Here is a 12,365-nt window from a genome sequence, read left to right as displayed (position 1 = left end):
AGTATGCCGATTGCTTGCTGATCAAGTCACCGGTTTGAGCACGATTGTCCGCTGCTTTGCCATGCGCTCAGCAGCCCGCGTGCGGTCCTTGACATCCCCCGCAAGTTGGCCACACGCAGCGTCGATATCATCCCCGCGCGTCTTGCGCACAGTCGTGACAATACCCGCTTCGCTCAAGACTTTGGCAAAGGCCAGCACCTGGCTCTGCGGCGAACGCAAAAGCCCCGATGCAGGAAAAGGATTAAAAGGGATGAGGTTGAATTTGCAGCGCACCCCTTCCCCTCGGACCGGCTTGACCAATTCGATCAACTGCCGCGCATGCTCCACCTGATCATTGACCCCGTCGAGCATGCAGTACTCAAACGTGATGAAGTCACGCGGCGCATGCGCTAGATAGCGATTGCAGGCACCCAACAATTCGTCAATAGGGTACTTGCGATTCAGCGGCACCAGGTTATCGCGCAGCGGATCGTTCGGTGCGTGCAGCGACACTGCCAGGGCCACAGGACAATCCTGGGACAGGCGGTCCATCATTGGAACCACGCCCGACGTGGACACGGTCACCCGCCGACGCGACAAACCATACCCGTGGTCATCCAACATGGCGCGCAAGGCAGGCACGAGAGCCGAGTAGTTTTGCAGAGGCTCGCCCATCCCCATCATCACCACGTTCGAGATGACGCGGTCCTCGGACTTGAGGCGTTGACGCAAGGAATGTTCAGCAAACCAAAGCTGGGCGATGATCTCACCCGTAGTCAGATTCCTGCTGAAACCCTGGTGCCCCGTGGAGCAAAAACGACACCCCACAGCGCAGCCGGCCTGCGAGGAAATGCACAGAGTTCCCCGGTCATCCTCAGGAATGAAAACAGCCTCGACCGCATTCCCATCTCCCACGTCAAACAGCCACTTCACCGTGCCGTCTGAGGAAACATGTTCGGAGACGACGGGTAGGGCTTCGACACGAGCGCAGCCTTTAAGCTTGTCGCGCAAGGCCTTGGCCAGGTCGCTCATGGCGTCAAAGTCACTGGCGCCGCGCTGATGAATCCATCGAAACAGCTGGGTGGCGCGAAACCGCTTTTCACCCAACTGCTGGCAGAAGGCCGCCAGACCGTCGAGGTCAAATTCCAATAGATTGGTGGTCGTCACTGCGCTCCCCCCTGGATGGGCCGAACGCAGTCGTCCCCATGGCGCAGGTCTCCCACGTTTGCGGGAACAGGCATGGGGACACCCATATCAGCGCGAGTAGATGTTCAGGCCTGGGAAGAAGAAAGCCACTTCTGCCTGGGCCGTTTCAGCCGCGTCGGAGCCATGCACTGCGTTGGCATCGATGCTGTCAGCGAAGTCGGCGCGGATGGTGCCAGCTTCTGCCTTCTTGGGGTCCGTAGCACCCATGAGTTCGCGATTCTTCAGAATCGCGTTTTCGCCTTCCAGGGCTTGGATCATCACAGGGCCGGAGATCATGAAGTCCACCAGGTCCTTGAAGAAAGGACGCGCTTTGTGCACTGCGTAGAACTGCTCGGCTTCCAGGCGCGACAGGTGGGCCATGCGTGCTGCCACAACCTTGAGGCCAGCCGCTTCAAAGCGTGCATAGATCTGACCAATAACATTCTTGGCCACTGCGTCGGGCTTGATGATGGAGAGAGTGCGTTCGATTGCCATAGTAATTTCCTGAATTGATGTTGCTGTATTTCGTTTGCCCACCGGACAAAGCCCTCGATTCTAACCGGGGAGACCTGCGCTACGCGCGCTTAGCGCCCGCCTCCGCGACGAGGCCCCCCCCCACCGGGGCGTCGCTTGTCCTGGCGGTGCCGCGAAAGACTGTCCATGCCGATATAGCCTACCGATGTTTTCATCGGGTCGGGTTGTGCGGCTCCGCGCTGGCGGTCACCACCACCGTTACCACGGTCGGAACCCTGCCCTCCGTCGCGGCGCGGTTTCTGACCACGGGGACCACCCGATGCCCCCTGCGACATGTCGCGGCGCGGACCATCACCCACACGGGGGCCACTGCGCCCACGGTTGCGCTTGTTGCCACCCCCCCGCCCCCCAGCAGCCTCCGAACCTTCTTCCGGACGGCCTTCAACAGCCTCCGGGCGCCCCGCACCAGCCGCCTGTACCAGGGCGCGGATATCACCCTCGTCAAGCTCCAGCCAGGCGCCACGCTTGAGTCCACGCGGTAGAACCATGGCCCCATAACGGATACGGATCAGTCGGCTGACCGCGTGACCCACAGATTCGAGCATGCGACGCACCTCACGGTTGCGCCCTTCGGAAATGGTGACCCTGTACCAGCAGTTAGACCCTTCGCCGCCACCGTCCTCGATAGAACCAAACGACGCCATGCCATCGTCTAGGCGCACACCATCCAGCAACTTCTGCTTCTCCTCGTTGCTGAGGGCGCCGAGCACACGCACGGCGTATTCGCGCTCCAGTCCGAAACGGGGATGCATCAACTTGTTGGCCAGCTCGCCCGAACTGGTGAACAGCAGCAGGCCTTCGGTATTCAGATCCAGACGTCCAACCGACTGCCACTTGCCCTGCATGAGCCGGGGAAGCTTACGAAAGACGGTGGGCCGGTTCTGCGGATCGTCATGGGTCACCACTTCGCCCACAGGCTTGTGGTACGCAATCACGCGCGCAGGGGGAGGGTCGATGCGGTAGCGGATGGGTTTGCCATTGACCTTGACCTGGTCGCCGAACTGGATGCGCTGCCCGATATGGGCAGGCTCATTGTTCACCGAGATGCGACCTTCCAGAATGAGCTGCTCCATCTCCAGACGCGAGCCCAACCCCGCCTGGGCCAGCACCTTGTGGAGCTTCGGAGTTTCCACCTGGGGCAACAACACGCGCTTGGCGGGAACCGTCTCTGCAGAGGCATCGTCCTCGTCAAAGCGGCCCGACACCACATCTTCAAACTCATAACCCTGCACAGCAGGCACAACGGCTTTGCGCTTGTCCCGAGCAGTCCCTTCGGCGCGTGGTTGCCGCCCCCTGGCGTCCCCACGGTGCTGGCGCTCGCCTTGGCCTGGCGCGTTCATCGCGTCAGGAACACCTGCCTGAACCGTTGCAGGCTCGGCCACAACCAGTGCATCCACAGGCACATTCTGCTGAAGAGACCGGGACAGCAACTCGACGGCCGGGGCTGGTGCCGTGGCAGCATCCCGCCCATCCGCAACAGCGCCGCCCTCGGCTTCCACGTTGTCCACTGGCTCGGCCTTCTTCTTGCGCGGAGCACGTTTGGCAGCGACCTTTTTGGGCGCTGCGGCAGCCGCTGAAGGATCAGCCTCCGGCAGATCAGCCGGAATTTCGGGGGTCGAGTCGTTCATCAAGTATTTCCCTGGATACCACCCGGGGTATCGGCATCGTCATCGCGGAGATCCGTCTCCACATTCTGAAAAAAATCGTCCACCTGCGGCCACTGCCCACTGGCAGCAGCAGTCTCTGAAGACTCAAGTGACTGGGCATCTGCGCCCACCGCCACCAGCTCAGCCTCTGGCTCTATCACTCCCTGCGCAGCAGCAGCCATTGCCTCCAACACGTTCGCATTGCCTGAGGGATCATCGAGCACCGGCAATTGATCCAGCGACTGCAATCCCATGTCATCCAGGAACTGCCGGGTGGTTGCAAACAGCGCCGGGCGCCCCACCGTTTCCCGGTGACCGATGACCTCGACCCAGCCACGGTCTTCCAACTGCTTGACGATCAGGCTATTGACCGTCACCCCCCGGATGTCCTCAATGTCGCCCCGTGTTACGGGCTGGCGATATGCAATGATCGCCAGTGTCTCCATGGTGGCCCTCGAATAGCGCGGAGGCTTTTCGGGGTGCAACCGGTCGAGGTATTCACGCATTTCGGGACGGCTCTGGAAGCGCCACCCTGTGGCCACCTGAACCAGCTCTACACCCCGCTGCGCCCATTCCAGCTGCAACTCCTGCAGCAGCACCTTGAGCGTGTCCGACCCCAATGCATCATTAAAAAGCACTCGCAGCTCGCGCAGGGGCACAGGCTGCTGCGCGCAGATCAGCGCAGTTTCGAGGACCCGTTTGGCATCCACCGTGTTCATGGTTCAGCGATTCCTGGAAAAGTGCCACGCGTTGCAACGGGTGGCACATCAACAGCAGGGGGCAATCAATGGCGCGCTGTGCAAGGGCGCTGGCGCGACGCAAGAGCCCGGCGGGATTCCGTCTACGGGCTGGGGCCAGTCTGGCCGTCAGGGCGCATTGTAGCCCAGCCCCCACAAGGAGAGGGCCTGGCGCATGTCTTCGGGCACGGGCGCATGGAATTCCAGCGCCTCGCCCGTAACTGGATGCACAAAAGCCAGGCGGTAGGCGTGAAGGGCCTGCCGCTGCATCGCGCCAACCGGCGCGCCCCCATAGAGGCTGTCCCCCACCAGCGGGTGCTTCAGGGATGCCATGTGCACCCGTATCTGGTGGGTACGCCCGGTGTGCAGCGTGCATTGCACCCAACAGCCTTCGTCCGAACCAGCCAACCAGCGCACGTCGGTCCGCGCCAGCTTGCCCGCATGGAGCGCCAGGTCCACCACAGCCATGCGCAGTCGGTTGCGTGGATCTCGGCCGATGGGAGCATCCACCGTGCGGCTCTTGGAACCTGACCATGCGCCGTGGGCCAGGGCCAGGTACTGGCGCTGCACCTTGCGCTCCGCGATCAGTGCGACCAGCGCGTCCATGGTGGAGCGATCCCGTGCCACCACCATCAAGCCACTCGTGTCCTTGTCGAGCCGGTGGACGATGCCGGCACGCGGCACGGTCAGTGCTTTTTCGTCGCGGGCGAGCAGGCCGTTGAGCAAGGTGCCACTCCAGTTCCCGGGGGCTGGATGGACCACCAGGCCTGCTGGCTTGTTCACTACCAGCAGATGTGCGTCCTCATGGACGACCTCGATCTCCATGGGCTCGGGCCGGAAAGCCTGGCTTTGTAGGGTGGGCCGCATTTCCAGCACCACCTGATCGCCTACCTTCACGCGGGTAGCGACCTTGGTGACCGGCTTGCCATTGAGGCTGACCAGCCCCTGCGCCAGCAACTGTTGCAGATAGCTGCGCGAGAACTCGGGAACCAGATCGGCCAGCGCCCGGTCCAGCCGTGCGGCATGTTGCCCAGCGCCGATCTGCGCAGAGCGAAGTTCGCTCCCTGATTCGTCCGCAAGCCCCTCCGACTCTTCGTTCAGCAGGTCATCCACGGTTCGGGCCGGGTCCTGCACATCACCGATTGCACCCACGGGCGGTACAGCCACAACAGCGGGATTCAACGGGGAGGCAGGTAACGCGACGGATCGACAGGCTTGCCCTGGCGACGGATTTCGAAGTGCAGCTTGACCCGGTCGGCGTCGGTGCTACCCATCTCGGCAATTTTTTGCCCCTTGCGCACAGCCTGATCCTCCTTGACAAGCAGGGTCTGGTTGTGGGCATACGCCGTCAAAAACGTGTTGTTGTGCTTGAGGATGACAAGATTGCCATATCCACGCAGCCCCGCCCCTGAATACACAACACGGCCGTCGGCAGCGGCCAGGACCGGGTCCCCGGCCTTGCCAGCGATGTCGTACCCCTTGTTGCGCGCCTCGTCAAAACCGGCAATCAACGAACCTGGGGCCGGCCAGATAAACGCCACGTCATCTTCTGCAGCAGCCTGCGGCGTCGCTGGCGTGGCGGGTGCCACTGCCACTACAGGGCCGGAGGCCGCCGAAGTAGCTGGCTTGGCCGCACTGGCTGCTGGCGCCGGTGTGCTGGCAGGCGCTGCAGGCGTCACGGTGGAGGACGTGACAGGCCGCGTGACCACGCCACTGTCCGAGGCGACTGCCTGCGAAGCAGCTACCGGCGGCGCCACGCGCAGCACCTGGCCGACTTCGATCAGATTTGCATTGTCAAGGCTGTTCCAGCGCGCAATGTCTTTCCAGCTCTGGCCAGATTCCAGCCCGATGCGGATAAGGGTATCTCCTGGCTTGACCGTGTAGTAGCCTGGCTTGCCCGCGTTCTCGGCGCCAGGCAGCGGCTTAACAGGGGCGCCAACCACCACACCAGGTTGTGCGGAGGAAGAAGGTGTGGAGGAGGATGTGCCTCGGTCTTCCACTGGAGCCTTGTTCAGCCGGGTACCGCAGCCAGTGAGCGCAAAACCCGCCAGTGCCACAGTCAACCCAACCACAAGACCACGCGATACGAACATAAGCAATTCCCTTCAGGCAATCCCCGATTTTAGAGGGACAAAATGCACAGGCTCCAGCACGCTTTGTTTCAATCCGTGCGGAGTTTTGTCGATCACAAGCAACATCTGCTGACCACCCGCCAGCGCCATGGGTGCAACCAGCCGGCCACCAACGGCCAATTGATCGCACCAAGCCTGGGGCACGGCATCGCCACCAGCTGCGGCAATGATGGCTGCATAGGGTGCGCCCTTGGCGTAGCCCAGCATGCCGTCACCGAACAGCAAATGAACATTGGCCAAGCGAAACGGGCGCAGATTGTGGCGCGCCTTGTCATGCAGGCCACGCAGGCGCTCCAGCGTGTAGACCTCGCGTGCCAGGTGGCTCAGCACGGCGGCCTGGTAGCCGCAACCCGTGCCGATCTCCAGCACGCGCCCCAACCCACCCGTGCGCGCACCTTCAGCCCCCAAAAGCAATTCACACATGCGGGCAACGACATTAGGTTTGGAGATGGTCTGCCCGAGGCCAATCGGCAGGCTGGTGTCCTCGTACGCCTGATTGACCAGGGCACTGTCCACAAAACGATGGCGCTCCACAGAGCCCATGGCCTGCAACACCGCCGCCGACGTGATACCTCCAGCCGCCAGTTTCTGCACCATGCGCGCGCGGACCGCCGCAGAGTCCAACCCGACGCCTACCGGGGCTGCCGCCACTGGATTGCGGGCAGGCGTCGCCACCGGCGCGGTCCGGGCTGGAGCATGTCCGGACCCCGGCAATCGGGCTGGAAATCCTGGGCGGCGCTGCATCAGAGTCCAGGGGCGCCAGCCGCCCCTGCCGCAAGCCGGGACGCCGTTTGCGCCCAGTAGCCAAGGTTGTCGTGGTCGGTCAGATCCACCTTCAGCGGCGTGATGGACACATGGCCCTGCGCCGTGGCATGGAAATCCGTGCCCTCCGCGTCATCCTTGGCCGCTCCTGCGCCACCGATCCAGTACATCGCCTCGCCCCGAGGGCTTTCCTGCACGATCACACGCTCGGCCGCGTGGCGGCGCCCCAGGCGGCACAGCTTGAGGGGCTTCAGCGCGTCGAGGGGCATGTTGGGAATGTTCACGTTCAGCAGCCACGGGGTTTCGTTCACGAGCTTCTGCGCCAGCATCTGCGCAACGATTTCGCGCGCCTTGGCCGCAGCGGCCTCGATCTCGCCCCACCCCTTGTCCACCTGGGAGAAGGCAATAGCTGGAATGCCAAACAGATAGCCCTCCATGGCCGCGCCCACCGTGCCCGAATAGATGGTGTCATCGCCCATGTTGGCGCCATTGTTGATGCCCGACACCACCAGATCGGGCCGGTAGCCCAGCAGCCCCGTCAGGGCGATGTGCACGCAGTCGGCTGGCGTTCCGTTCACATAGCGAAAACCGTTGAAGGCCTTGTGCACATACAGCGGCGAGTGCAGCGTCAACGCATTGGACTTGGCGCTGTTGTTGTGCTCGGGCGCGACCACTTCCACCTCCACCCCATCAAGGGTTTTCAAGGCATCGTGCAGCGCAACGATGCCCGGAGCCTGGTAGCCGTCGTCGTTGGAAATCAGAATTTTCATGGGTTGCGGTGGAGCTTGCAACGGATTGTAGGTGGGGCGTCCGGCCTTGGCCCCACGGCCAGCCCCCGTCGCTCGTGGGACATCGCGCGCCCGGTTGCCCCGCCTATCATGCAGCCCACATTGACAGGAGATTTTTCCATGCACGCTTGGCTTTGCACCAACCCCACCGGCGTTGACGCCCTGGCCTGGACCGAACTGCCCACGCCCTCGCCCAAGGCGGGCGAGGTGCTCATCGAGATCAAGGCCGCCAGCCTGAACTTCCCGGACCTGCTGATCGTGCAGAACAAGTACCAGATGAAACCGCCGCTGCCCTTCGTGCCCGGCTCTGAATACGCAGGCGTGGTCGCGGCGGTAGGCGATGGGGTCACCCACCTCAAGGTCGGCCAAAACGTGGCCTGCCTGTCGGGCACCGGTGGTTTTGGCACCCACACCCTTGCCCCCGCGGCCCTGTGCATGCCACTGCCCGACGGTTTTTCGCATGTGGACGCCGCCGCGTTCATCATGATCTACGCCACATCCCACCATGCGCTGGTAGACCGCGCACAGCTCAAGGCCGGCGAAACCGTGCTGGTGCTAGGCGCCGCCGGGGGCGTGGGCACAGCCGCCATCCAGATTGCCAAGGCGATGGGCGCGCGCGTGATTGCAGCAGCCTCCAGCGACGAAAAGTGTGCGCTATGCACCTCCATCGGCGCGGACGCCACCATCAACTACAGCAAAGACAACCTGCGCGACGCCATCAAAACGCTCACCGACGGCAAGGGCCCCGACGTAATTTATGACCCTGTGGGCGGCGACTTTGCCGAGCCCGCCTTCCGCTCCATCGCCTGGCGCGGCCGCTACCTGGTGGTGGGTTTTGCGTCCGGCCCCATCCCGGCCCTGCCCTTCAACCTGGCACTGCTCAAGGGTGCCTCCATCGTGGGAGTGTTCTGGGGCGACTTCGCCAAGCGCGAGCCCAAGGCCAACGCCGCCATGATGGGCGAGCTGGCGCAGTGGTACGCCCAGGGCAAGATCAAGCCCGTGATCGACCGCACCATGCCCATGGCCGAGCTGCCCGCCGCCTACGCCCACATGGGTTCGCGGGGGGTGATGGGCAAGCTCGTGATGGTGAACTAGGAATCCCCTGCAGCGGCTGCGACGTCATCCCCGGGGGACGCCAGTAGCCAGGCCAGGCCCATTCCACGGCGCCTGCAGGTCTACCGCCGCGCCAGTGCGATCCACAACGCCCCCCCAATAGGTGGGGCAATGTGCGAGCCGCTGTGTCACACTCGTGCCTCCTGATTTCCCCTGACACTGGTGTCCGTACATGGCCGACCGACCACCTTCCGAAATTGCGCGCGAGACGCTCAAGCAGCTGACCGCCCGCCGTCTGCCCCCGACGCCCGACAACTACCTGGCGCTGTACGACGAGATATCAGGAACCCGCAGCCCCCAGCCGTTCCCGGAAGGCCCGCTGCACCACATCCTGAGGGTGTTGCCAGGCCAAACCCCCGCACAAAAGCGACTGCTGGGGCAATTTGAGCGCGCCGTCAACAACAAAGACTGGACTTCGCTACAAAGTGTGCTGGTCGGCTACGCCAACCTGGGGCTGAACCCGGCGGCGGCGGCGGCCACCCCAGTAGAGACAGCGGCAGATGCCCCGGGCACCGCCAACCCTGGCGTCCTGCCGGACGAGTTTGCGCAGATGCTGGCCCGCCTCATCGACAACACGATGCCCGCGCTGGGCGAGGACGATGCCCGCGTGATCGAGATGGCGGAAAAGCTCATCGCCTTTCTGAAAGAACCCGCACCGCCCATCTCCACCGTCCAGCTCATGCTGGGCAACTTCACCTACCGGCTGTCGTTTGCCACCGAAGACCAGGCCGCCATCCGCTCCAGCCTGCTGGAGTTGCTGCACATGGTGTTCGAGAACATCGCTGTGCTCAGCGTGGAAGACCGCTGGCTGCACGGTCAGGCCGAGGCACTGATGGCCGCCTCCACCCCGCCGCTCACGCTGCGCCGCCTGGACGATGTGCAGCGCCGGCTCAAGGACGTGATCTTCAAGCAGACCGAGGCCAAGGCCCGCACGGTCGAGGCGCAGGAGCAGATGAAGGACATGCTGGCCACGTTCATCGAACGCCTGGCCAAGATCACCGCATCCAGCACCACCTACCAGGGCACGATGGCCCGTTGCGCCGACCTGATCGGCAAGGCCAACACCCTCGAAGAAATCGCCCCCGTGCTGCAGGAAGTGATGACCGCCACCCGCTCGATGGCGCTGGACAGCCGCGTGGCGCACGACGAACTGCACGACCTGCGCGAACGCACCGAAGCCAAGCGCGCCGAAGTCGCCAGACTGCAAGAAGAGCTGGACCGCGCCAGCGCCCAGGCCCGGCACGACCCGCTCACGGGCTCGCTCAACCGCAAGGGCCTGGACGAAGCCATGGAGCGAGAAATTGCCCGCGCACGCCGCCTGGGCTCGCCGCTGTGCCTGGCGCTGCTGGACGTGGACAATTTCAAGACCATCAACGACCGCCTGGGCCATTCGGGCGGGGACGCCGCGCTGGTGCACCTGGCCCAGGTCACGCGCGAGGTCATGCGGCCACAGGATCTGCTGGCACGCTATGGCGGCGAGGAATTCGTGCTGGTGCTGCCCGACACCCCGGCGGAAAGCGGCGTGGCCGCCATGACGCGGCTGCAGCGCGAGCTGACCACGCGCTTCTTCCTGCAGGGCAGCGAGAAAGTGCTCATCACCTTCAGCGCCGGGGTCGCCCAGCTGCACGACAGCGAAGACAGCGCCGATGCCATCCGCCGTGCCGACCAGGCGATGTACCTGGCCAAACGATCGGGCAAAAACCGCGTCATGGCCGCATAGGGTGATGAAACACCCCCCCCTGAGTCGCCTTCGGCGCCTTCCCCCTCTCCTTCGGGAGGGGGACGCCGCCAGCGCGGCGGGGCGGCCCTTGCGCGGTGGCCGCTGGCCTGGACTGCGCCCGTTTTAAGCGCAGCGCATATATCCAGCTCGCCGCAATGACGCAAGAGCAGCGACGAATCTTTTTGCGGCACGCCGCCTCGGCTGCCGCTGCCGTCGCCTTGCCCCGCTGGGCGTGGAGCAACCCGCCGTCTCTGCAATTCAACCCGTTTGCGCTGGGCGTGGCCAGTGGCGATCCGGCACCGGACGGTGTGGTGCTGTGGACGCGACTGGTGCTGGCCGACCCGGCGCAGATGCAGGCCACCCACACCGTGCGGTGGGAGGTGGCGCACGATGTGCGTTTTGCGCAGATCGTGCAAAAAGGCGAAGCCACCGCCCTGCCCACGCTCGGCCACAGCGTGCATGTGGAGCTGCAGGGCCTGGCACCAGGCCGCTGGTACCACTACCGCTTCATGCTGGGCGATGCCATCAGCACGGTGGGCCGCACGCGCACGGCCCCGGCACCCGGTGACCTGCCAGACGCGCTGCGCCTGGCGTTTGCATCCTGCCAGCGCTGGGAACACGGCCACTACGCCGCGTGGCGCCATCTGGTGGCCGACCAGCCCGACCTGGTGCTGTTCCTGGGCGACTACATCTACGAGTACGCCACGCCCAAGAACACCACCGACCTGGCCCGTACCCACAGCCTGCGCCTGGCCAGCACGCTGGCCGACTTCCGTGACCGCTACGCCCTGCACAAAAGCGACCTCGCCCTGCAGGCCGCCCACGCCGCCTGCCCCTGGGCCGTGACCTGGGACGACCACGAGGTGCAAAACGACTACGCCGCCAGCACAGGGCATGCGGGCCGGGGCGACGACGCCAGCTTCCTGGCGCTGCGCGGTGCCGCCTGGCAGGCCTTTTACGAAAACATGCCGCTGCGCGCCGCCAGCCTGAACCGGCCATCCCCCGACACCCGCAGGGATGCGCTGCAGGTGTACCGCCGACTGCGCTGGGGGCGTCTGGCCCACATCCACCTGCTGGACAGCCGCCAGTACCGCAGCTGGCAGGCCTGCCGCTCGCCCCAATCCGCCAGCGCCGGTGCCGTGCGCGCCGCCGACTGCGCCGACCTTGCCAGCCCCGCCCGGACACTGCTGGGCACGGCGCAAGAGCAGTGGCTGCACGCGGGCCTGGCCACAGACGCCCGCGACCAGGACACCACGCGCTGGAGCGTGCTGGCGCAGCAAACCCTGTTTTCGCCACGCCACTACCCCTCGGGCGTCACGTCCACCGACAGCTGGGACGGCTACCCCACCGCCCGCGCACGCCTGCTGCAGGCCGTGGGCCAGCATGCTCCGCGCAACACCGTGCTGCTGGGCGGCGACATCCACCAGAACTATGTGTGCCGCGTGCACGCCGATCCCGACCGCTCCGATTCGCCCGTCATCGCCAGCGAGTTCTGCGGCACCTCCATCAGCTCGCGCTCGGGCACCACGCAGGACAAGGTGGATGCCATCGTCCGGCACAACCCGCACGTGCTGCTGGCCCGCTGCGACCAGCGCGGCTATGGCCTGGCCGACATCACGCCCGCGCGCTGGACCACCGCCCTGCGCGTGCTGGATGACCCGCTGCGCGTGGACAGCACCGCCACCACGCTCGCCCAGTTTGTGGTGGAAGACAAGCGGCCTGGCCCTGTACGTGCCTGAGCGCACGCCCGCAGCGCAATTGCTCCTGTT

The 12,365-nt window shown here is 64.7% G+C and carries 11 protein-coding genes; 3 read left to right on the top strand and 8 right to left on the bottom strand.

All coding sequences use genetic code 11. The features are described 5' to 3' along the window. Positions 1-21: 21 nt before the first annotated feature. The 8 genes from rlmN to surE form a co-directional block, all read right to left on the bottom strand. A complete protein-coding gene (gene rlmN, locus IB243_RS08625) occupies positions 22-1,146 on the bottom strand; it encodes a 23S rRNA (adenine(2503)-C(2))-methyltransferase RlmN (protein WP_192426297.1) in 1,125 nt (374 codons plus the stop codon). Between the two features lie 87 nt (positions 1,147-1,233). Then, entirely contained in the window at positions 1,234-1,659 is a 426-nt protein-coding gene (gene ndk / locus IB243_RS08620) for a nucleoside-diphosphate kinase (RefSeq protein WP_010464162.1), read from the bottom strand. 89 nt (positions 1,660-1,748) lie between these two features. Further along, positions 1,749-3,326, bottom strand: coding sequence for a pseudouridine synthase (locus IB243_RS08615; RefSeq protein ID WP_192426295.1), 1,578 nt, complete (start codon positions 3,324-3,326; stop codon positions 1,749-1,751). After that, positions 3,326-4,063 (bottom strand): SMC-Scp complex subunit ScpB, encoded by a 738-nt coding sequence (scpB, locus tag IB243_RS08610; RefSeq protein WP_192426293.1) that lies wholly within the window; start codon positions 4,061-4,063, stop codon positions 3,326-3,328. The genes IB243_RS08615 and scpB overlap by 1 nt, the downstream gene beginning before the upstream one ends. A gap of 147 nt (positions 4,064-4,210) precedes the next feature. Further along, positions 4,211-5,233 (bottom strand): RluA family pseudouridine synthase, encoded by a 1,023-nt coding sequence (locus IB243_RS08605; RefSeq protein WP_370540326.1) that lies wholly within the window; start codon positions 5,231-5,233, stop codon positions 4,211-4,213. 26 nt (positions 5,234-5,259) lie between these two features. Next, a complete protein-coding gene (locus tag IB243_RS08600) occupies positions 5,260-6,174 on the bottom strand; it encodes a peptidoglycan DD-metalloendopeptidase family protein (protein ID WP_192426291.1) in 915 nt (304 codons plus the stop codon). 12 nt (positions 6,175-6,186) lie between these two features. Next, positions 6,187-6,957 carry a protein-L-isoaspartate(D-aspartate) O-methyltransferase gene (locus IB243_RS08595; protein WP_192426289.1) on the bottom strand — a complete coding sequence of 257 codons (771 nt, stop codon included), beginning with the start codon at positions 6,955-6,957 and terminating at the stop codon, positions 6,187-6,189. After that, positions 6,957-7,745 (bottom strand): 5'/3'-nucleotidase SurE, encoded by a 789-nt coding sequence (gene surE, locus IB243_RS08590; RefSeq protein WP_192426287.1) that lies wholly within the window; start codon positions 7,743-7,745, stop codon positions 6,957-6,959. Before surE ends, IB243_RS08595 begins: the two co-directional genes overlap by 1 nt. A 138-nt stretch (positions 7,746-7,883) precedes the next feature. Here surE and IB243_RS08585 point away from each other — a divergent pair, with 138 nt between their 5' ends. The 3 genes from IB243_RS08585 to IB243_RS08575 all read left to right on the top strand — a co-directional run bounded on the left by IB243_RS08585 (position 7,884) and on the right by IB243_RS08575 (position 12,335). Beyond that, positions 7,884-8,858, top strand: coding sequence for an NADPH:quinone oxidoreductase family protein (locus IB243_RS08585; RefSeq protein ID WP_057227112.1), 975 nt, complete (start codon positions 7,884-7,886; stop codon positions 8,856-8,858). A gap of 190 nt (positions 8,859-9,048) precedes the next feature. After that, the gene (locus IB243_RS08580; protein WP_010464145.1) at positions 9,049-10,596 is read left to right on the top strand and encodes a GGDEF domain-containing protein; all 1,548 of its coding nucleotides are present in this window, start codon (positions 9,049-9,051) and stop codon (positions 10,594-10,596) included. Positions 10,597-10,751: 155 nt separating this feature from the next. Continuing rightward, on the top strand, positions 10,752-12,335 hold the full coding sequence (locus IB243_RS08575; protein WP_192426285.1) for an alkaline phosphatase: 1,584 nt from the start codon (positions 10,752-10,754) through the stop codon (positions 12,333-12,335). The last annotated feature ends 30 nt before the right edge of the window (positions 12,336-12,365 follow it).

The organism is Acidovorax sp. ACV01 (assembly GCF_014851495.1).
Taxonomy (GTDB): domain Bacteria; phylum Pseudomonadota; class Gammaproteobacteria; order Burkholderiales; family Burkholderiaceae_C; genus Acidovorax; species Acidovorax radicis.
This window is presented reverse-complemented; position numbering and strand designations above follow the sequence as displayed.